Origin of the sequence: Mesorhizobium sp. M7A.F.Ca.US.008.03.1.1, from assembly GCF_003997495.1 — a bacterium.
Taxonomy (GTDB): domain Bacteria; phylum Pseudomonadota; class Alphaproteobacteria; order Rhizobiales; family Rhizobiaceae; genus Mesorhizobium.
In genome coordinates this window covers 12,350-32,267 of the sequence record NZ_RZRU01000013.1, presented here as the reverse complement: position 1 = coordinate 32,267, position 19,918 = coordinate 12,350, and the positions used below count along the sequence as shown (strand labels likewise).

Annotated in this window: 18 protein-coding genes and 1 riboswitch; of the genes, 11 read left to right on the top strand and 7 right to left on the bottom strand. The window is 62.6% G+C overall.

What is annotated here, in order from left to right; genetic code table 11:
• Nucleotides 1-3 precede the first annotated feature (3 nt).
• From EOA16_RS18770 to EOA16_RS18730, 9 genes are all read left to right on the top strand, one after another.
• Entirely contained in the window at nt 4-273 is a 270-nt protein-coding gene (locus EOA16_RS18770) for a hypothetical protein (RefSeq protein WP_127259614.1), read from the top strand.
• A gap of 49 nt (nt 274-322) precedes the next feature.
• Complete coding sequence (locus EOA16_RS18765; RefSeq protein ID WP_127259613.1) at nt 323-1,537, top strand: response regulator; 1,215 nt, start codon at nt 323-325, stop codon at nt 1,535-1,537.
• Nucleotides 1,534-2,955, top strand: a complete 1,422-nt coding sequence (locus EOA16_RS18760) for a CpaF family protein (protein ID WP_127259612.1) — start codon at nt 1,534-1,536, stop codon at nt 2,953-2,955. Before EOA16_RS18765 ends, EOA16_RS18760 begins: the two co-directional genes overlap by 4 nt.
• A 4-nt stretch (nt 2,956-2,959) precedes the next feature.
• Complete coding sequence (locus tag EOA16_RS18755) at nt 2,960-3,925, top strand: type II secretion system F family protein (RefSeq protein WP_127259611.1); 966 nt, start codon at nt 2,960-2,962, stop codon at nt 3,923-3,925.
• A gap of 1 nt (nt 3,926) precedes the next feature.
• Nucleotides 3,927-4,889: a type II secretion system F family protein gene (locus tag EOA16_RS18750; RefSeq protein WP_127259610.1), complete on the top strand. Its 963-nt coding sequence runs from the start codon at nt 3,927-3,929 to the stop codon at nt 4,887-4,889.
• Nucleotides 4,823-5,809, top strand: a complete 987-nt coding sequence (locus EOA16_RS18745) for a hypothetical protein (RefSeq protein ID WP_245455974.1) — start codon at nt 4,823-4,825, stop codon at nt 5,807-5,809. The genes EOA16_RS18750 and EOA16_RS18745 overlap by 67 nt, the downstream gene beginning before the upstream one ends.
• Nucleotides 5,810-5,950: 141 nt before the next feature.
• Nucleotides 5,951-6,421 (top strand): tetratricopeptide repeat protein, encoded by a 471-nt coding sequence (locus tag EOA16_RS18740; RefSeq protein WP_127259608.1) that lies wholly within the window; start codon nt 5,951-5,953, stop codon nt 6,419-6,421.
• A gap of 159 nt (nt 6,422-6,580) precedes the next feature.
• Nucleotides 6,581-7,756 (top strand): GGDEF domain-containing protein, encoded by a 1,176-nt coding sequence (locus EOA16_RS18735; RefSeq protein WP_127259741.1) that lies wholly within the window; start codon nt 6,581-6,583, stop codon nt 7,754-7,756.
• A gap of 260 nt (nt 7,757-8,016) precedes the next feature.
• Nucleotides 8,017-9,075: an alpha-hydroxy acid oxidase gene (locus EOA16_RS18730; RefSeq protein WP_127259607.1), complete on the top strand. Its 1,059-nt coding sequence runs from the start codon at nt 8,017-8,019 to the stop codon at nt 9,073-9,075.
• A gap of 245 nt (nt 9,076-9,320) precedes the next feature.
• Here EOA16_RS18730 and gcvP read toward each other — a convergent pair whose 3' ends face one another.
• Genes gcvP through gcvT form a run of 3 tightly spaced genes read right to left on the bottom strand, consistent with a single transcriptional unit; the run spans nt 9,321 to nt 13,623 of the window.
• Nucleotides 9,321-12,131, bottom strand: a complete 2,811-nt coding sequence (gcvP, locus tag EOA16_RS18725) for an aminomethyl-transferring glycine dehydrogenase (protein WP_127259606.1) — start codon at nt 12,129-12,131, stop codon at nt 9,321-9,323.
• 17 nt (nt 12,132-12,148) lie between these two features.
• Complete coding sequence (gene gcvH / locus EOA16_RS18720; protein ID WP_013531953.1) at nt 12,149-12,517, bottom strand: glycine cleavage system protein GcvH; 369 nt, start codon at nt 12,515-12,517, stop codon at nt 12,149-12,151.
• A gap of 5 nt (nt 12,518-12,522) precedes the next feature.
• The gene (gene gcvT / locus EOA16_RS18715; RefSeq protein ID WP_127259605.1) at nt 12,523-13,623 is read right to left on the bottom strand and encodes a glycine cleavage system aminomethyltransferase GcvT; all 1,101 of its coding nucleotides are present in this window, start codon (nt 13,621-13,623) and stop codon (nt 12,523-12,525) included.
• A 149-nt stretch (nt 13,624-13,772) separates the two neighbouring features.
• A riboswitch (glycine riboswitch) is annotated at nt 13,773-13,859 on the bottom strand.
• Nucleotides 13,860-14,094: 235 nt separating this feature from the next.
• On the opposite strand from gcvT, the gene EOA16_RS18710 reads away from it, so the two are divergent.
• The gene (locus EOA16_RS18710) at nt 14,095-15,096 is read left to right on the top strand and encodes a hypothetical protein (protein ID WP_127259604.1); all 1,002 of its coding nucleotides are present in this window, start codon (nt 14,095-14,097) and stop codon (nt 15,094-15,096) included.
• A 37-nt stretch (nt 15,097-15,133) separates the two neighbouring features.
• On the opposite strand, the gene EOA16_RS18705 is transcribed toward EOA16_RS18710, so the two are convergent.
• The gene (locus EOA16_RS18705; protein WP_127259603.1) at nt 15,134-15,862 is read right to left on the bottom strand and encodes a GntR family transcriptional regulator; all 729 of its coding nucleotides are present in this window, start codon (nt 15,860-15,862) and stop codon (nt 15,134-15,136) included.
• An 8-nt stretch (nt 15,863-15,870) separates the two neighbouring features.
• Complete coding sequence (locus EOA16_RS18700) at nt 15,871-17,151, bottom strand: D-amino acid dehydrogenase (RefSeq protein WP_127259602.1); 1,281 nt, start codon at nt 17,149-17,151, stop codon at nt 15,871-15,873.
• Nucleotides 17,152-17,369: 218 nt separating this feature from the next.
• Between EOA16_RS18700 and EOA16_RS18695 the strand changes: the two genes are divergently transcribed.
• The gene (locus EOA16_RS18695) at nt 17,370-18,164 is read left to right on the top strand and encodes an aspartate/glutamate racemase family protein (protein WP_127259601.1); all 795 of its coding nucleotides are present in this window, start codon (nt 17,370-17,372) and stop codon (nt 18,162-18,164) included.
• A gap of 39 nt (nt 18,165-18,203) precedes the next feature.
• Here EOA16_RS18695 and EOA16_RS18690 read toward each other — a convergent pair whose 3' ends face one another.
• Together EOA16_RS18690 and EOA16_RS18685 are read right to left on the bottom strand one after the other, a co-directional pair.
• Nucleotides 18,204-18,995 (bottom strand): molybdopterin-binding protein, encoded by a 792-nt coding sequence (locus EOA16_RS18690; protein ID WP_127259600.1) that lies wholly within the window; start codon nt 18,993-18,995, stop codon nt 18,204-18,206.
• A gap of 1 nt (nt 18,996) precedes the next feature.
• On the bottom strand, nt 18,997-19,878 hold the full coding sequence (locus EOA16_RS18685) for a cytochrome b/b6 domain-containing protein (protein WP_127259599.1): 882 nt from the start codon (nt 19,876-19,878) through the stop codon (nt 18,997-18,999).
• Between the last annotated feature and the right edge of the window lie 40 nt (nt 19,879-19,918).

Here is a 19,918-nt window from a genome sequence, read left to right as displayed (position 1 = left end):
GCCATGCGTCTGGTCTTTGGATCGAGCGTCGTCTTGCTGCTGGCCGGCTTTGCAGCTGGCTGCACCAGCGACGACTATGTGCGCAGCGAAGGGCCGACGGCCGGCGCCGGAAATGCGCAGGCCGCCAACACCGTCATGCAGATGGTCGATCCCTGGAAATACGGGGTCCAGAACACCAGGCTCCTGGTGCCGGCCCAACGAGGCAGTGCCGCGGCCGTAACACCCGATCAGGCGGCCGGTGCCAAGGCGTCGCAGTCCAGCACGACCAATTGATCTCACGGGCAACTGATCCAACGGTCGATCGACCTGACAGGCTGACAGAATGGCAAACGGCATCAAGACCAGGAAGATCCTGCTCGTATCGACCGACAGGACGTTTGCGCAGGACACGCGCACCGCGTTTTCCGCCTCCGAGATCATACAGCTCTCGACAGTGGACAAGAACGTCACCGAGTTGCGCGGCGAGATCCAGGAAGCCGACTTCGGCGCCATCATCGTCGACATGGATGCGGCAAGGCTGGAGGAGGTCGAGTCGCTGCAGCGCATTATGCGCCGGCTGGAGGACAAGGTTCCTGTCGTCGTCGTCACCCAGGAGTTCAACGCGGCCGCGGTGCGTATTCTCGTGCAGCTCAAGGTCGCGGATTTCCTGGTCAAGCCGATCACCACCGCCGATCTGGTGCGCTCTGTCGTGCGGGCACTGCAGGGACCCGGGCGCGAGGAAAACACCGAGTCGCAGATCTACACCTTCATGCCTGCGGCGGGCGGCGTCGGCACCACGACGCTGGCACTGCAGACCGCTTTCCAGCTGCATCACTCGGTGACGCGCGGCGCGTCGACCTGCGTCGTCGATCTCAATTTCCAGCAGGGCGCCTGTGCCGAATATCTCGACCTCGAACCGCGTTTCGACATCACCGAGATCGAGAACCAGCCCGAGCGTCTCGACCGCCAACTGCTCGACGTGATGCTGTCCAAGCATGCCAGCGGGCTTTGCGTGCTGGCGGCACCGGCGCATCCAGCAGAGATGCGCTCGTTCAAGACCGATGTCGTGGTGCGCATGCTGGACCTCGTTTCGGCCTATTTCGACAATGTCGTCATCGACATGCCGCGCACCTGGTTTCCATGGACGGAAACCGTGCTGCTCGGTTCCAACAAGCTCTACATCGTCGCGGAAATGACGGTGCCGTGCCTGCGCCACACGCAGCGGCTGATCCAGGCGGTCTACGAGACTGCCGGCAAGGAAGTGAAGCCGAACGTCATCGTCAATCGTTTCGAACAGAAGATGTTCGACAACGGCATCAAGCAGGCTGACGTCCAGGAGATCCTCGGCGAGCATTTTGTCGGCGGCATCGCCAACAACTACCGGTTGGTGCGCGAAGCGGTCGATCGCGGCGTGCCGCTGCACGAGATCGATCCCAATGCCAATGTCGTCAACGATCTGAAGAAGATCATCCTGCCGGAAGAAGCGGTCCCAACTCGGGCGAAATCGCGCTCGCTATTTGATATGGGCCGTGGATTGCTGAAGAGGAAAGCCGGATGACCAGCCGCTTCTCCGCCCTGCAGAACCGCGATGCCCATCCGCAGCGCGCGCCTGAGACGACGCCGGTCGCCCATCATGTCGTCGTCATTCCGACCAGTCGAAAGGCTTTGCCAGCAAAGCCGGACACAGCGCCCGCAAAGAATGCCAACAAGGTGCTCGATGCGCGCGTGCGTATCCACCGGCTGCTGCTCGAAGAGATCAATCTTGTCGCGCTGGAGCGTTTGCCGAAGGATGAGATGCGCCGGCAAGTGCATGATTTCGTGTCGGAAAAGACCAAGCAGGAGCGGATGGCGATCAACACCGTCGAGCTTGACGCGCTGGTCGACGACATCGTCGACGAGATGGTCGGCCTCGGTCCGCTCGAGCCGCTGCTCAAGGACCCCGACATCAACGACATCCTGATCAACGGCCACATGAACTGCTTTGTCGAAAAGAAGGGCAAGCTGCAGCCGGTCCACATTCCGTTCAAGGACGAGGCGCATCTCCTGCGCATCGTCAACAAGATCGTCGCCGCGGTCGGTCGCCGCGTCGACGAATCGCAGCCTATGGTCGATGCCCGCATGCTGGACGGCTCGCGCTTCAACGCGGCCATCCGCCCGGTGGCGGTCGATGGGCCGCTGGTGTCGATCCGCAAGTTCTCCAAGAACAAGCTCGGCCTGCACAAACTGGTCGAATTCGGCGCCATCACCCAGAACATGGCCGAGGTGCTGGCGGCGGCCGTGCATGCCCGCAAGACGACGATCATTTCGGGCGGTACCGGCACCGGTAAGACCACCATGCTCAATGCGCTGTCGGCTTTCATTCCGGAGGACGAGCGGCTGATCACCATCGAGGACGCGGCCGAGCTCCAGCTGCAGCAGCCGCATGTCGCACGCATGGAAACGCGGCCGGCCAACATCGAAGGCCATGGCGAGCTGAAGCAGCGCGACCTGGTCAAGAACGCACTGCGCATGCGCCCCGACCGCGTCATCCTCGGCGAGTGCCGCGGCGAGGAGGCCTTCGACATGCTGCAGGCAATGAACACCGGCCACGAAGGGTCGATGGCGACCATCCATGCCAACACGCCGCGCGACGCCATTTCGCGGCTTGAACAGATGCTTGGCATGACCGGCATGCCGATGACGGTGCAGTCGATCCGCAGCCAGATCGCCAGCGCGCTCGACCTGATCGTCCAGCTGACGCGCCTGTCCGACGGCAAGCGCAAGGTGACCAGTGTCGCCGAGGTGACCGGCATGGAAGGCGATGTCATCCAGATGCAGGAGATCTTCCGCTTCGTGCGTACGGGCATGGAGGCCGACGGCAAGATTCTGGGCCACTACGAGGCGACCGGCATCCGGCCGCGCTTCCTTGAGGATCTGCGCGCCATGGGCATCGAGTTTCCCGGACGATATTTCGAACCCGGCCGGCCGCAGGAGTAGCCAAGTGTTCGATGGAATGAGCGCGATCTATGTCGTCTATGCCGCGGCCGCGCTGACCGGCATCCTGATCGCCGAGGCCTGCTACCTGCTCTATGCCGGCCGCAGCGACAAGCGCACCGCCATAAATCGGCGCATGAAGCTGCAGGAAAACAAGATCAGCCAGGAGCAGGTGCTCGTCCAACTGCGCAAGGAGCGCGGACTTGACGCGGGCACGCCGCTGTTTTCGGCCGACCGGTTTCGCGCTCTGCGAACCCAGTCGGGCATGATCATGCCGCTCCCCAAATTCCTGATGACCACCTGCGCCGTGGCGATGGCGATGGCCTTGGTCGCCATCTGGTACGGCTTGCCGCCGCTGATGGGGCTTGTGCTGTTTGTGGTGCTTGTGCCTGTGCTGCCGGTGATGACGTTGCGTTTCAAGCGCAAGCGCAGGCTGAAGCGGTTCGGCATGCAGTTGCCGGAGGCGCTGGAACTGATCACGCGTGGCCTGAAGGCCGGCCATCCGGTGCCGGTGGCGATCGCCATGGTGGCGCGCGAGATGCCCGACCCGATCGGCAGCGAGTTCGGCGTCATTGCCGACGAAGTGACCTATGGCTCCGATCTGGTTTCGGCGTTGAACTCGCTGTTCGACCGGGTCGGCCAGGAGGATCTGCCGCTGTTCGTCACCGCCGTCTCGATCCAGACCAGTTCGGGTGGCAATCTGCGCGAGATACTCGACGGCCTGGCGACGACGATCCGCGAGCGCGGCAAGCTGCGCCGCAAGGTGCGCGCCATTGCGACAGAAGGCCGGATGTCGGCCTACATCCTGACGGCGGTGCCGGCGTTGCTGTTTGCCGCCATCATGGCACTGATGCCGGGCTTCTACAGCGACGTCTGGGGCGAGCCAAAGACCTGGTATCTGCTTGGCGGGTCGATCACCTGGCTGATGCTGGGCAATCTGATGATGTTCAAGATGTCGAATTTCAAGTTCTGATATGCAGGGCTTCATCGAATTCCTCGCCTCGCTTGCGCCGACCTCATTGATGCCGGTGGCCATCCTGCTGCTGGCGGCGGGTGCTGCCGCTGTTGCCTGGCCTGTTGTCACAGCGAGGGGCGACCGCAACGAGGTCATGCGCCGGCTCAGGGTCGACAACGGTCCCGCGGCCGCCAAACCGGAGCCGGTGCAGAAGAAGAACACCGGCGTCGTGCGCGAGAAGGCGGTGAAGCGGGCGCAGGAATTCTACGCCAGGAGCGATCCGGAAAATGTCGCCCGGCTGCGCATGAAACTCATCCAGGCGGGCTACATGGAGCCGCGCGCTGTCGGCACGTTCTTCCTGATCCGGTTCACCGCGATGATCGGCACGGCAATCGGTGTGTTTGTGCTCAACCGCTGGATGGCCAGCCCGGACGCGACGATGGCCAGCCGCTGGACATTCGTCATCCTGTCGGGAGCGGCCGGCTATTTCCTGCCTGGCCTGGTGCTGAGCCAGAAAGTGCGGGAACGCAGGCGTGAGTACCGCAACGGCTTTCCCGATTTCATGGACCTGATGATTGTCTGCTCGGATGCCGGCATGAGCATGGAGGCAGGCATAGAGCGCGTCTCCAAGGAACTCGCCAAGACCTATCCCGCGCTCAGCCAGAACCTGCAGCTGGTGTCGCTGGAGCTGAGGGCCGGGCGCAGCCTTGACGATGCGCTGAAGGCGCTTGCCGACCGCCTCAGCCTGGACGAGGTGCGTTCCTTCGCCACATTGCTGCAGCAGTCCAAGGAACTCGGCACCAGCCTGTCGGGGGCGCTGCGCGTCTTCTCCGACGACATGCGCCACAAGCGCATGTCGCTGGCCGAGGAAAAGGCGCACGCCCTGCCGGCCAAGATGTCGGTGCCGGTGGTAGTGTGCATCCTGCCGGTGGTGTTGATGATTGCGGCGATTCCAGTCATCGTCAAAATGACGGCGCACTAACGAGCGCCCACGAAAGTCCTGGCGAAGGGCTGACAATTCATTGCCCTGCATCCTGCCCGAACTCGGCTCTGCAACGTGAGAAGCCCATGCGAATGCTGTTGCGTACTCTGTTCCTCGGCCTCGCCGCAGCCAGTTTGTCGCCCGCCTGGGCTACGGCCAGCGATTGCGGTGATGCCGCCGCCCTGGTGCAGCAGGCCTATCCCAAGGCTCGAAAGAGTGCCGACGGCGCCTCGTTCACGCTTGAGCCTCACACCAGCATCGCCCTGACGCACTCGGACTACGATCCGCCCGGGCTGGTGTGCAAGATCTGGCCCGCTCACGACAACCTGATGTTGGTCGCAGTGCCCTTGATCGACAGCGCCCAATCCGTCGAAGGCCAGCATGTCGGCGATATCGAGCTTCTGGTCGTCGACAGGAAGAGCCTACAGGTGCGCCAGCGCCTGCTGCAGCCCGGGCTGATGAGCGACGATGCCATCGCCATCCGCGGCATCGAATTCGATACCGGCCGTTATGGGCTGGCGCCCAAAGTCACGGCCTTTGGCCTGCGCATAGACATGGCAAATCATTCGCAGGTCAATCCCTTCAGTCAAACCGGCCTGCGGCTCTATGCCCTCGATGGCGATGCCCTGCGGATGGTGCTCGACGGCCTCGTCGTGGCCGGCAATGGCGGTGAAGGCGATAGCAATTGCGCCGGATCCTTTCATTCCAGCCAGGTTAGCCTGGCGATGAGCCGGGCGAGCCACCACGGCTATCACGACATCACCGCGGTCGAGCGGATCGATACCGACGAACCTTCTGTCGACAAGGATGGCGAGTGCCAATCCCACCCCGGCAAGTCCGTGACGCGGACCTATCGGCTGCGCTATGACGGCAGCCGCTATCCGGTTCCGGAGCCGCTCAAGGCGCTCGGGCCGCCATGAGAACGTCGCTCGCATCCGTGGTTAATGGCTGGTGTGCCCGAAGCCGAATTTTGGCGGAGTTTCGGCACCAAAGTTTAAGCGTCGCTGATATAATGTGTTTCCTGAAGAACGACCCGGCGAATCGGGCGATGAGGCAGGGGCATGCGTCACAGTAAGTTCACGGCAATGGCCGCGCTGGCGGCCGTCTTGATGATGTCTGGCTGTACGTCGAGTGGCGTCGACAAGACCAAGACCACCGCTATCCAACCGGCGGCAAAAGACATCGACACCTCCGATCTGGCGCAAGGCAAGGCGCAGTTTCGCGACGCCAATTACGGCCTCGCCGAAAAGCACTTCCGCAAGGCTGTCGAGTTGAAGGCCGACAACGCCGAGGCCTGGATGGGGCTCGCCGCTTCCTATGACGAACTCGGCCGCTTCGACTTCGCCGACCGAGCCTACGGCCAGCTTTTGAAAGTCGCCGGCCGCAAGCCGCAGATCGTCAACAATATGGGCTATTCGCAACTGCTGCGCGGCAATCGCAAGAAGGCCAGGGCGCTGCTGCTCGAAGCGAAGGCCGGCATGGCCGATCCCACCGTCGTCAACGCCAACCTCGCTCTCCTGAACAAGGGTTGATCTCGCATCCCCGGGTCCGGTTTCGGAACACGTGGTATCGACGCTTTGTAAACCTTATCCGCAGGTTGGTCGAACGATCGGCTGAAAACCCGTATCTGAGGGCTGCCGCTAACCTAGAATGCAGCGCAACCGCCGACGCTCGAGAGGCCCTTGCCCGATATGCTGGACTTCAGTTCGCTCCTGCTCGCAGCCGCGCTGTCGGGCATATGCCTCAGCGTCACCATGTTTGCGATCTGGTTCACTGCCCCTAAGGCAGGTTTCGTGCTGACGGTGGCGTGCGGAATTCTGGTGCTGGTCGCGCATGTGATCCTGTTCTGGCGATACACCAAGGATCCCGATCCGCTACTTTGTCAGATCGTGCTAGCGCTGCTCACTCTAGGGTTCCTGATCCTCTGCGTGTCGGCCATGCAATATCTGGGAGTGCCTGGCCACAGACGTGCCATTGCACCGGCGCTTGCCGCCATGGCCATTTGTGCCGTCGTGACCTTTATGGGCTTCGACGGCGTCGGCTTCATCGTCGCCTACACCACGGTGACGGCGCTGCTGTCGGCGATCGGCGCCATGTTCTGGATCAACGGCAGCCACGATCGCCGCATCCTGCTGGTGGTATCGTTTCTGAGCGGTACCTGCGCGGTGTCGTTCGCGCTCTGCGGCGTGGTTCTGCTGACCAACGGGCAATGGACGCTCGCGGCCGCGCCCGACAACTGGGCCGAACGACTGAATTCCGTCGTGGCGGTGGCCTGCATGACCGGGCTCGGAGCATTGACGCTCTCCCTCCATCATCTGCAGGCGCAGATCGAGCTCAAGGCCGAGACCATGACCGACCCGCTGACAGGGTTGCTGAACCGCCGGGCATTGACGTCGCTCTACGGCGAACGGAGTTTCGGTCCGTTCATGTCCGTCGTCATGTTCGACCTCGACCACTTCAAGCGGACGAACGATGTCTATGGCCATCCGGTTGGGGACCAGGTCTTGTGCCGCTTCGCCGCGGTCATCAAGAAATATGCCCGGACCGGCGTCGACGCTTTTCGCCTTGGGGGCGAGGAATTCGCAATCGTCATGTCGCGGATGACGGATGAAAAGGCCTACGATCTCGCCAGCAAGATCGGCGTGGCGTTCGGCACCGAAATCGTCCCTACCCAGCTCGGCAAGTTGCGCAGCACGGTCAGCGGTGGCATCGGCTTTGGCGAGGCAAGCGGCAGCAGCCTGGACAACGTGCTCGCCGAGGCCGACGCGGCGCTCTATGCCGCCAAACGCGCCGGACGAAATTGCGTCATTAGCCGCAAAAGCACTGATAGGGCCGAGCCGGTCAAGCCGGCCTTGCGCTCAGCGTAGAGCCTGTTCCATCCCGATGGGCTCGGGATGGGGTTCCATTTGCTCTAGTTGTTTGTTTGGACATGATCTCGGACAAACGGTTTCCGTTTGTCCGAGAAAACCGGGCTCCCACTTTTCGGGATCATGCGCCAGTTTGAGTCGAACACAATCATCGCCGAACTGCCTGCGTGCCGTGCTGCTGCCTTGTGGCCAGCGGCGATTTGCGCGAATGTTGTCTCTGGAATAGCCGACTTTTTTTGAGGCACAGATCGGACTGGTCAATGCCACTTGACATCGAAACCCGGTTTCTCGGCTTGGCGGATTTTGAACCGGCTGCGCGAGAGGTGTTGCCGCATGCGGTTTACGAGTTCATTGCCGGGGGTGCTGGCGACGAAATCACCAAGCGTGACAATGAAGCCGCATTCGACCGCATCAAGTTGAGGCAGCGTGTGCTGCGCGATGTCACAAGACTTGATACCGCGATCACACTCTTCGGGCAAAGGCTGCCCCATCCGATCATCCTGGCCCCAATAGCATATCAGCGGCTGGCGCATCCGGAAGGTGAGGTGGCCGCGGCGCGCGGCGCCGGAGTGGCGGGAGCGGTGTTCATTCTGGGAACTACGGCGACGGCGGCAATCGAGGATTGCGTAGCGGAGAGCCAGTCTCCAGTCTGGTTCCTGCTCTATTGGCAAAGCGATCGCAGTTTCAATGGCGAACTCGTATCTCGCTTGGCGGCACTGGGCGCAAAGGCGATCAGCGTGACGGTCGATTTGCCAACGCCAGGCGATCGCCGTAGGCAATTCCGGGCAGGCTTCAAAATGCCCGATAGCATCGCAACGCCGTACTTCAAGGACCGGAACACCGGCGTGCTTAAAGTTGGCACTGCGCAAAAGCGGGCGATGCCGACCTGGGCGGATATTGCCTGGCTGCGTTCGCTGACAACCCTGCCGCTTATCCTGAAGGGTATCCTCGATCCTGACGATGCCGAGCAAGCCATCGGAACTGGTGCAGATGCTATCGTCGTCTCGAACCACGGTTCGCGTAACCTCGACACACTGCCGGCAGCCATCGACGCCCTGCCCGCCATCTCGGAACGGGTGGCCGGACGGATTCCCATCATCCTCGATGGCGGCGTTAGGCGTGGCACCGACGTTTTGAAGGCGATTGCGCTAGGGGCAACCGCAGTCATGATTGGCCGCCCCTATGTCTACGCCCTGGCAACGGACGGTGCCGAGGGCGTAGCCCATTGTGTCAACCTGCTTCGCCGGGACTTCGAGATGGCAATGGCGCTAACCGGACGTGCGCGCATCGGCGAGATCGACCGGTCGGTAATCTGGTGAAGCCCAAACCGGCGCCAGAGTTTCCAGGAGGCGCCAGTGGAGGGCACGACTTGACTGGGCTCCCCACCATACGAGTTCATCTGCAAATCTGGACAAAAGAGCCAAACAATTCAGGCTTTATCCTATCCATCAAATGCCGGGACCAAGCACCTGGCTAAAGCGTGTCGCGGGCGACCCGATTTAGCTCTTTGTCCTATGCATGTCGTTCTCCCAAAACCGGGTCACTTTTGGGCGACATGCATTGGCTATTCCGCCGCACCCAGATAATCCGACAAAGGCGGGCAGGAGCAGACCAGGTTGCGGTCGCCGGCGACATTGTCGATGCGTGACACCGGCGGCCAGTATTTGGCCGCGGTGTCGGCGTCGCCGGCCGGATAGGCCGCTTCCAGGCGTGAGTAGGGATGGGTCCACTGGCCGGCCAGCGCCTCGGCCGCGGTGTGCGGCGCGTTGACCAGCGGATTGTCTGCCAAAGGCCATTCGCCTTTGGCCACTTTCGCCGCTTCGCCTGCGATGGCGATCATCGCCTCGCAGAAGCGGTCGAGCTCCCGCTTGGGCTCGGACTCGGTCGGCTCGACCATCAGCGTACCGGCGACGGGGAACGACATGGTCGGCGCGTGAAAACCATAATCGATCAGGCGCTTTGCGACATCGTCGACACTGATGCCGGCGCTTTCCTTGAGCACGCGGGTGTCGAGGATGCATTCATGCGCGACGCGTCCCTGCCTGCCCTTGTAGAGCACCGGGAAATGCACACCGAGCCGCGTCGCGATGTAGTTGGCGGACAGGATGGCCGTTTCGGTCGCCTGCTTGAGGCCCGAGGCGCCCATCATGCGGATATACATCCAGGTGATCGGCAGGATCGAGGCGCTGCCAAAGGGGGCGGCGGAGACGGCGTGCGCCGAGCCTTCGGTGACATGGCCGGGCAAATACGGCTTCAAATGCGCCTTGACGCCGATCGGCCCGATGCCGGGTCCGCCGCCGCCATGCGGGATGCAGAAGGTCTTGTGCAGGTTCATGTGGCAGACATCGGCGCCGATGTCGCCGGGACGGGCAAGCCCGACCAGGGCGTTGAGGTTGGCACCGTCGAAATAGACCTGGCCGCCATGCTCATGGATCAGCGCGCAGAGATCGCGTGCACCTTCCTCGAACACACCATGCGTCGAGGGATAGGTGAACATCAGCGCCGCGAGATCTTGCGCATGCTCGGCCGCCTTGGCCTTCATGTCGTCCATGTCGATGTTGCCGTCTTCGGTGCAGCGCACGACGACGACGCTCATGCCGGCCATCGCCGCGCTCGCGGGATTGGTGCCATGCGCCGAGGAGGGAATCAGGCAGACGGTGCGGTGGTTGTCGCCGCGAGAGCGGTGATAGCCCCGGATGGCGAGCAGTCCGGCATATTCGCCCTGGCTACCGGCATTGGGCTGCAAGGTGACGGCGTCGAAGCCGGTGATCTCCGACAGCCAGCCCTCCAGTTCGCCGATCATGGCACGGTAACCGGCCGAGTGCGCGGCCGGGGCGAAAGGGTGCAGATCGGCAATGCTGGGCCAGCTCACCGGCATCATCTCGGCGGCGGCGTTGAGCTTCATGGTGCAGGATCCCAGCGGGATCATGGCGCGGTCGAGCGCCAGGTCCCTGTCGGCCAGCCGACGCAGGAAGCGCATCATCTCGGTTTCCGACTTGTTTTCGTGGAAAACAGGCTGGGTAAGGAACTCCTTGCCGCGCGCCTTGCCGGGCACTGTGCTGTCGGCGGAGGCACCCGCCTTGGCACCGAACAGGGCCGCGATTGCGTCGAGATCGGCCTCGGTGGAGGTTTCGTCGAAGGCGATGCCGATGTGGTCGGCATCGACGAGGCGCAGCAGCCGGCCGGTCTTTTCAGCCGCAGTGGCGATCTGCGCCGCCTTGCCCTTGGTCTCCACCGTCACCGTGTCGAAACGGCTGGCACCGATCACCGGAACGCCTGCTGCCTCGAGGCCGCTTGCCAGACGATTGGCCAGCGCATGGATGCGCCCGGCAATCGCCTGCAGCCCCGCGGGGCCGTGCCAGATGGCATAGGCGGTCGCCATGTTGGCGAGCAGCGCCTGCGCGGTACAGATGTTGGAGGTCGCTTTGTCGCGTCGTATGTGCTGCTCGCGCGTCTGCAAGGCAAGCCGATAGCCGGGCCGGCCCTTGCTGTCGGTGGATTGGCCGACCAGGCGGCCGGGCATCAACCGCGTCAACCTGTCGGAGACGGCGCAATAGGCCGCGTGCGGGCCGCCAAAGCCCATCGGCACGCCAAAACGCTGCATCGGGCCGACGGCGATGTCGGCGCCAAGCTTGGCCGGCGCATCGGTAAGCGTCAGGCCGAGCGGGTCGGCGATGAAGACGACGAGGGCGCCGGCCGCACGCGCCTTGTCGATCGCAGCCTTGTGGTCGCCATAGACGCCAAACGTATCCGGCCAGGAGACGAGCAGGGCTGCGGTGTTGTCGTCGATCGTTTCGCCATCGATCTCGATGCCGAGCGGCTCAGCGCGGGTTCGCACCACGTCCAGCGTCTGCGGGTGCGGCGTGCCGGCAAATGCGATCTTGGTGCGCTTGTCGCGGTGGTGGCGCAAGGCGATGCCGACCGCTTCAGCGACGGCGGTTGCTTCATCCAGCAGCGACGCGGACGCCACCGGCAGGCCGGTCAGTTCGGTGACCAGCGTCTGGAAGTTGAACAGCATTTCGAGCCGGCCCTGGCTGATCTCTGCCTGATAGGGCGTGTAGGCCGTGTACCAGGCAGGATTCTCGAACAGATTGCGCTGGATAACCGGCGGGAGATGGACGCCGTGATAACCGGCGCCGATGAAGCTCTTCAGCACCGTATTCCCGGACATAACAGCCGAGAGTTCGGCCAGCGCTTCCGCCTCGCTCGCCGGTGCTGGCAGGGCAAGCGGCCGATCAAGCCGGATCGACTTCGGTACGGACTGGCTGATCAGCGTCCCGATCGAGGGCACGCCGATGGCGGCCAGCATCGCTCTGGTGTCGTTGAGGCCAGGACCGATATGGCGGGCCGAGAAGGGGTAGGGTGCTACGGTCATGTCAATAAGTCCTGATATCAACCGATATGGGCTTTGTAGGCGGCCTCATCCATGAGACCGGCGAGTTGGCTTTCGTCGGCGAGCTTCATCTTCCATAGCCAGCCGGCCCCGGTTGCCGCGGAATTGACCAGTGACGGATCCGACGAAAGCGTGCCGTTGGCTTCCGTGATCTCGCCATCGACTGGCGCGTACACATCGGAAGCAGCCTTGACGGATTCGACCACGACGGCGGTGTCGCCCTTGGTCAATTTCTTTCCGGTCTCCGGCAGTTCAACGAAGACGAGGTCGCCGAGCTGCTCCTGCGCGTAATCAGTGATGCCGACCGTGGCGATGCCGCCCTCGACGCGGAGCCACTCGTGATCTGATGTGAAATAGGTTGTTGCCATGGAAATCATCCTTTGCGGTAGCGATGCGGTGTGAAGGGCAGGGAGCTGATATCGACTGGGATTTTCGTGCCGCGCACATCGGCGAAAACCCGTGTTCCGGGCTTTGCCAGAGGTGTCGAGACATAGCCCATGGCGACCGGATGGCCGGCCGAGGGGCCGAAGCCGCCCGATGTGACATGGCCGGCCGGATTGCCGTCGGCGTCGAAGAGCGCGGCACTGCCACGCACCGGCTGGCGGCCTTCCGGCTTCAGCCCGACGCGCTTTTGCGCGGGTCCTCGTTCCACAGCGGCGCGGAGCGCATCGGCGCCTATGAAAGCCCCGGAAGCGCGGATTTCCTTTGGAATTGCCCACATCAAGGCGGCGCTGGCCGGATCGGTCTCCGGCGTGATGTCCTGGCCATGCAGGCACAGCCCTGCCTCCAGCCGCAGGCTGTCGCGGGCGGCTAGCCCGATCCACAGCACGCGCTCGTCGCCGAGCAATTTACCAACGAGATCACGTGCATCGACTTCCGGCAGGCCGATCTCGAAACCGTCCTCGCCGGTATAGCCCGACCGGCTCATGAACCAGTTCTTGCGCGGTTCGACCCCATGCATGAACAGCAGCGAGCCGGTCTCGATGCCGGCGCGGGAAAGGGCGGCCCAGGCTTCGGGGCCCTGAATGGCAAGGAAGACGCGGTCGAGCGGCTCGACCTTCGCGTCGAAATCCGCGGCAAGTGCGCGCAAATGCTTTTCGTCGGCTACGGCGTTGCCGGCATTGGCGACCACCATGAACCTGGCATCGCCAAGTCTGGTGACGATCAGGTCGTCCAGGATGCCGCCGGCTTCATTGAGGAAGAAGGACAGTTTGGACTGTGAGATTTCGAGCGTGCCCGCATCCAGTGGGCAGGCGCGGTTGAGCAGTGAAACTGCTTCCGGTCCGCTGACCTCGAACAACTTCATATGCGAGATGTCGAACAGGCCGGCCTGTTCGCGGGTGTGAAGATGCTCCTTCATGACGCCCGCCGGATAGGTCAGCGGCATCGACCAGCCGGCAAAGGCGCCAAAGCGCGCACCGGCGGCCCTATGGATATCTTCGAGGGGAAGGTGTCTTGTGTCGTCGCCCGTCATGTCGTCTCCAGAGTCGCACGCAATCGGTCGCGAATGGCGACCAGTCCGTGCCCCTCTGTCTGAAGCCTGAGAGACTCGCGCAGCCGGAGCTCTGTCAGCGGCGCTTACACCTTCGGCGCGGGGGCAAGCCCCGACTTTCCAGAGTGTCTTTCCCGTCTACGGTTCTTTTGCCTGAGAGATTTCGGGCGATTTCCCCTTCGGCGACAGCTCTCGCTGTTCTCTCCCGCAAACAGGTAGGACTCAGACCCTGAGTCCTCGACGCGCCATCCATAGCTTGCGCGCGACGGCTTGTCACCTGTCCGCGACATCTAAAGCGCGTGCATGTCGTTCTCCAAAACCACGGCACGCTTTTAGGTGACATGCGTTGGCGACAAGTCTTCGCTAACCACGCCGTTTGCCGGTTTTTCAAGACACTGCTGATATGTTGGCGGGTAGGGGCTGGCGCTTGGCGACGGCGGACGGGGACGACAAATGGGCGAATTGATCATGAGCGCGCCGGTGGCCGGGTTGACCTCGAAAAGCCGCATCGCCGCGGAGGACGTGGCGATGTTGCGCCATGAAGTGTTCGGCGACGGCGTCGTGACGCGCGGCGAGGCCGAGGCGCTGTTCGCGCTCGATGCCACGGCGAAGGACAAATGCCAGGAATGGCCGCCTTTCTTCGTCGAGGCGGTCACCGACTATATCGTCCACCAGGAAAAGTCATCGGGCTATATCTCGCAGGACAATGCCGACTGGCTAATCCGCACGATCTCACGCGATGGCATGGTTGACAGCCGGACCGAGCTCGAATTGCTGGTGCATGTGCTTGAACAGGCGAAATCGTCGCCGAGCCAGCTTTGTGTGTATGCGCTGGAGCAGGTGGCGCATGCCGTCATCGACGGCAAGGGGCCGCTGATGCTCGACGGCGCGCTGACTCCGGGCCTCATCGCAAAGGCGGAGGTCAAGCTGCTGCGCCGGATCCTCCATGCCCATGGCGGCGACGGCAACATCGCCATCACGCGCGCCGAGGCCGAGGTGCTGTTCAAGATCAACGAGCGCACTGCTCAAGGACACAACGATCCGTCCTGGAACGAGCTGTTCGTCAAGGCGATCGCCAATTTCGTCATGTGCTCGGCCGGTTACGAAGCACCGACGCGCGATGTGGCGCTGCGCCGTGATGCCTTCCTCGAACATGCCGATCCGGAAATCGGCGGCTTCTTCAGCCGCATGATCTCCGGCGGCCTTGCCGGCATCATGGAAGCCTACCGGTCTCCAGGCGACATCGAGGCCGAGTGGGAGGCCAAGAACAGGGCGGCCGAGGCCCTGGCACGCCGCGCCGAGACGATCGATGCCGGCGAAGCCGGCTGGCTGATCGAACATATCGGCGTCGACAGGCCTCTTTACGAGAACGAACGCGCGCTTCTGACGCTGATCAAGCACGCCTCGCCGGAAATCCATCCGGCGCTCAGGCCGCTGCTCGACAAGGTTGCCTGACCGACCAGGGATTCCCTAATCAGATCCGGGTTGCTGGTCAGATCTGGTCGCCGTCGCCGTATATCCGGGCCAGGCCTTCCCGAACGGTCGACATGGCATCGGCGACACTGATCTCGATGTGGCTATGCATGAGCCTGGCGGCGCTGTCGGCATCGCGGGCTACCATGGCTCGGGCGATTTCGCTATGTTCGGTGTAGGTCGTCGACAGTCGCCGGTGCTTCTCCACTTCGATCTTGCGAACGAAATGGATGCGCGTGTTGATGCCTTCGAGCATGCGCGCCAGTTCGGGATTGCCTGACAGCCTGGCGATGCGGATGTGAAACTCCTCGTCCCTGGCGGTCAGCTCGGCGCTGGAAAACGAGTCGGCGCGCGCCATGGTGAGCGTCCACCAGTCGACGAGCGCCGCAAGCTCTTCATTTGTCGCGCGCTGGATCGCCAGCCTGACGGAGCGCTCCTCGAGCACCGCCCGCACGTCGGAAAGATTGACGATCTCGTCGACATCGAAGCCGCGGCAAAAGAAACCGCGGTTGGTCTGGAAAGTGATGAGTCCCTCCGTGACCAGCCGCTGGAGGGCCTCCCGGATGGGGCTGCGGCTGACGTTCAGCCTCGCGGCAAGCGCCACTTCGTTGATGCGTTCGTTCGGCTTGAAGCGATAGTCCATCGCCATGCGGCGGATCTCTTCATAGACACGCGGGCCGGTTTTGACCGGCTTGGACGCTGACGCCGCGCTGTTGTCCTGGTTGGTTTGCCTGGTCGGTCGGAGCATGGCGTCGGTCAAGCCTTTGCGGTGCTTGGTTCGGCGAACCGCGCCTGTGTGGGAAGGATGCCGTCGAGGGCGATCGGTGCGGCCCGGCCGGCGATCAGATCGGCGACGATGCGGGCCGATCCATGCGCCATGGTCCAGCCGATATGGCCGTGGCCGGTGTTCAGCCAGAGGTTTTTGATGTTGCGCAGGCCAAGGATCGGCAGATTGTCGGGCGTCATGGGTCTCAGACAGGCCCGCATCTCGGCGCGATCATAGGCGATACCGCGAGGAAACAGCTCCTGCGTGACGCGCTTCATGAAGGCAAAATCCGAAGGCTTGTGGCTGCGATCATAGCCCGCGAATTCCGCGGTGGCGGTGACGCGGATGCGATCGCCCATCGGCGTGATGGCAACGAGATTGTGCTCATCGATAACCGGCAGCTTTGGAGCCAGGGCCTGGTCGACGATGGGAATGGTCAGGGAATATCCCTTGATCGGGTAGATCGGCAGGCCAAGGCCGATCTTGCGGGCAAGGATCGGGCTTTCCGCGCCCAGACACAGAACGTAGGTGTCGGCCAGGATTTCTCCCTTGTCGGTGACGACCCGGGTGATCGCGTCGTTCCTGCGTTCTATCCCGACGATCCTGGTGCCTGTCAGGATCTTGCCGCCCCTCGTTTCGACGATGGCCGCCAGTGCGCGCGTGAACTTGGCGGCGTCGCCGGTTTCGTCGGTCGGACACACTATGCCGCCGGCAATGCTGCCGCGTGACGAAGCCAGCGCCGGCTCGCGGTCAACGATTTCCTGCGCGTCGACAATGCGGATCTCCTGGCCGTCGGCTTCCAGCAGGCGCATGTTGGCGACGCCCTTGTCGAGCGCCTCACGGCTGCGGTGGAAGTAAAGAATGCCGGCCGACGTCCTGTCGTACTGGATCGCTTCCTCCCTGACGACCGCCTGCAGGACCGATTGGGAATGGACCGCAAGCCGATGTTTGAGGAGGGTGTTGCGACGCGCCTTGGTGGCTGTACATTGCATGAGGAAGCGCAACGACCAGCTGTAGAGATGCGGATCGGCGGAAAGTTTGAAACGAAGCGCCTGATCCTTCTGGAACAGCGACTTCAGCAGGATTTTCGGGGCGGCTGGCGATGACCAGACGAAGGAATGGCCAGGCGCGATCATGCCGGCATTTGCCCAGCTCGCGCCCTCGGCCACCTGCGGTGCCTGCTCGAGAACGGTGACTGCGTGGCCGTCCTTTTGCAACTGATAGGCAGTGGTGATCCCGACCACGCCCCCGCCCAAGATCAATACGCGCATTGCCGTCCCAATGGCTGTTCCTATTGTCGACAATTCAATAGGAAGACGCTGGTCATTGTCAACGGCGCATGGGTCGACGGCTGATGGACGACCAACTCAATCTCAGAACTCCGCTATTTACTGGGCTTTTAAATTGGAACGGAGCTCTTGACACGCTCGGCCATGTTGTCGTTTCTATTGTCGACAATTCTGATTGGCATCAGGAAGGGGACTGCACCATGGACGCCCCGGTTAGCCGTGCCGACGACACGCTTGTCCTCGACAAGGAACACATTCCCTTCAAGACCGATGACGGTATCGGCACCCGCGCCAATCTCGGCCTGCTCGTGCTGCGGACCGACCAGACCATCGAGGATGAATTCCGCTATGCGCTGCCGGCGCGCGACATCGCGCTGTACGAGGCGCGGCTCTACAGCGACGTCGAGATCACGCCGGAGAACCTGATGAAGATGTCGGCGGTGATCCCCGGCACGGTCGGCCTGTTGCCCGACGTCGAGTTCGATGTGATCGGCTTTGCCTGCACCTCGGGAGCGCTTGTCATCGGCGAGGACAAGGTTGCGGCGCGCGTTCACGAGGTGCTGCCAGGGGTGCAGGTGACCAACCCCGTGACCGCGGCGCGGGCGGCGCTGAAGGCTCTGGGCGTCTCGCGGATAGCGCTGCTCACCCCTTATTTGGCGAAAATCAATCACTCCCTGCGTGCATCGCTGATGGCGCGGGGGATGGATATTCCGGTCATGGGCTCCTTCAATGAGGCGGACGACAATGTCGTTGCACGCATCACGCCGGCATCGGTCAAGCAGGCCATTTTGGAGATCGGCGCGTCAAGCGACTGTGAGGCGGTGTTCGTTTCCTGCACCAGCATGCGCGTTGCCCGCATCATCGAGGAGGTCGAGAAGGACCTGGGGAAACCGGTAACCTCGAGCAATCACGCCCTTGCCTGGCACATGCTGCGGCTCGGCGGCATTGGTGAGCAGATTGCCGAAAAGGGCGAACTGTTTCGCCGCTCGCTGTAAGCTGGCCGCTTTATATCCGCGACGTTAGCGGCATGCGGTTCAGATCCCGCCATACCAGTCGTAGCCATTGTCTTCCCAATAGCCGCCCCGACCGCCGCCGACATCGGCAAAGCCGTCGACCAACTCGATCTTGTAGAGATATTTTGGCATCTTGTAGCCGAGCTGGCGCTCGACGCGGACGCGCAGCGGCGCGCCGTTCTCGACCGGCAGCGGCTTGCCGTTCAGGCCGTAGGCAAGGATCGTCTGCGGGTGACGGGCATCGATCAGGTCGATACTGCCGTAATATTTGATGTCGCCCGACAGGCTGCGGTCGATCGTGTCGAGGCAATGGAACATGACATAGCGTGCCTGCGGTTTGACCACCGCCTGGTCCAGCACCAGCGACAGCGGCGTGCCGGTCCATTTGGCGATACAGCTCCAGCCTTCGACGCAGTCATGGCGGGTGATCTGGGTGCGGCTCGGCATGTTCTGAAGCTGCTCTCGGCTGAGTGACAGCGGCTTTTCGACCAGACCTGAAACCTCCAGCCGCCAGTCGGCGAAGTTGTTGGCGAGCAGACCTTTGTAAACATCGTCATCAGGTGCGGTGACGCCGTTCGGCCGCTGCGGTTGGCGGATGTCGGCCTCGGTGAATTCCGGCGCCAGCGCATCGCGTCCGGCAAGCAGGCGTTGCGCCCGGTATGTCAGGCCATTGGCGTTTTCGAGGAAACTGCGCAGGCCGCTGCCGATGCTTAGCTGGCTGTCGAAGGCGTCGCAGCCCGACAGCATGATGCCGGAGGCGCCGAGGCTGGCACCGGTCAGGAATTTGCGGCGGCTGATCTCAAATTTCGCCATGTCACGCACTCCTCTCGACGGGTTTGTCGTCCTGCGCGGGAGGATCGGTGCGATACCAGCCGGTGATGATCGAGCGCAGTTCGTTGATTGGGCCGGCCGCCACGATCATCAGAATGTGGATGATAAAGAAGCCGACCAGCAGCACCATAACGGTGAAATGGATGGTGCGTGCCGTCTGCCGGCCACCGAGCAGATCGTTGAGGAACGGCAGTACCGCGTTCATGCTTGGCGACATGGCCAGGCCGGTGATGATCATCAGCGGCAACAGCACGAACAGCACGCCGCCATAGGCCATCTTCTGCAGTGTGTTGTATTCCCGCGTGTGGTGGAATTTGAGCTTGGCGTGGTCGACGATGTCTTGCGGTAGTCGTTTCAAATCGTCGAGGCGTGGCGCGAGATCGCGCCGCAGATGGCCGTTCACGGTGCTGGCGACAAACCAGACGATCAACGTCGTAGTGAGTATCCAGGCAAAGAAGAAATGGATGACGCGCGCGGTGCCGAGATCATAGTAGGACGGGATGGTCGCCCAGGATGGGAAGGCGCGGGACGTCTCCTGGCCTGCCGGCCCCGACCAGCCGAGCACTCCTGTGGTGTCGAAGCGATGTCCAAAGATATCGGTGTAACCGCGTGGCCCGGCGTTGGTGTTCTCGGCGCCGATGGCGAAGATGGTGTTGTTGTAGTCGAAACCCGATTCTTTGCCGATATAGAGCTGAGGACGAGCATTGAATATCTGCAGGCCTGACAGCAGCATGAAGAACAAGGAGATAGCCCAAAGCCAATGCGTCAGCCGTGTCCAGCGCGACTGCCGATAAATCAGCGTTTTGTCGTTCGACGCAGAAGCGCCTGGATCGGCGGCGGATTGGCTTCTGGCAACGGATTCCATCGTGTTTCGTCTCCCGGCCTAGCGGCATAGCCTGCGCGTT

Coding starts and splice junctions, on each gene's coding strand:
- EOA16_RS18735 (WP_127259741.1), top strand. CDS start 6,581: ATGCTGGACTTCAGTTCGCTCCTGCTCGCAGCCGCGCTGTCGGGCATA.
- EOA16_RS18730 (WP_127259607.1), top strand. CDS start 8,017: ATGCCACTTGACATCGAAACCCGGTTTCTCGGCTTGGCGGATTTTGAA.
- EOA16_RS18695 (WP_127259601.1), top strand. CDS start 17,370: ATGGACGCCCCGGTTAGCCGTGCCGACGACACGCTTGTCCTCGACAAG.
- EOA16_RS18770 (WP_127259614.1), top strand. CDS start 4: ATGCGTCTGGTCTTTGGATCGAGCGTCGTCTTGCTGCTGGCCGGCTTT.
- EOA16_RS18690 (WP_127259600.1), bottom strand. CDS start 18,995: ATGGCGAAATTTGAGATCAGCCGCCGCAAATTCCTGACCGGTGCCAGC.
- EOA16_RS18765 (WP_127259613.1), top strand. CDS start 323: ATGGCAAACGGCATCAAGACCAGGAAGATCCTGCTCGTATCGACCGAC.
- gcvT (WP_127259605.1), bottom strand. CDS start 13,623: ATGACGGGCGACGACACAAGACACCTTCCCCTCGAAGATATCCATAGG.
- EOA16_RS18685 (WP_127259599.1), bottom strand. CDS start 19,878: ATGGAATCCGTTGCCAGAAGCCAATCCGCCGCCGATCCAGGCGCTTCT.
- gcvP (WP_127259606.1), bottom strand. CDS start 12,131: ATGACCGTAGCACCCTACCCCTTCTCGGCCCGCCATATCGGTCCTGGC.
- EOA16_RS18710 (WP_127259604.1), top strand. CDS start 14,095: ATGGGCGAATTGATCATGAGCGCGCCGGTGGCCGGGTTGACCTCGAAA.
- EOA16_RS18750 (WP_127259610.1), top strand. CDS start 3,927: ATGCAGGGCTTCATCGAATTCCTCGCCTCGCTTGCGCCGACCTCATTG.
- EOA16_RS18700 (WP_127259602.1), bottom strand. CDS start 17,151: ATGCGCGTATTGATCTTGGGCGGGGGCGTGGTCGGGATCACCACTGCC.
- EOA16_RS18705 (WP_127259603.1), bottom strand. CDS start 15,862: ATGCTCCGACCGACCAGGCAAACCAACCAGGACAACAGCGCGGCGTCA.
- gcvH (WP_013531953.1), bottom strand. CDS start 12,517: ATGGCAACAACCTATTTCACATCAGATCACGAGTGGCTCCGCGTCGAG.
- EOA16_RS18740 (WP_127259608.1), top strand. CDS start 5,951: ATGCGTCACAGTAAGTTCACGGCAATGGCCGCGCTGGCGGCCGTCTTG.
- EOA16_RS18760 (WP_127259612.1), top strand. CDS start 1,534: ATGACCAGCCGCTTCTCCGCCCTGCAGAACCGCGATGCCCATCCGCAG.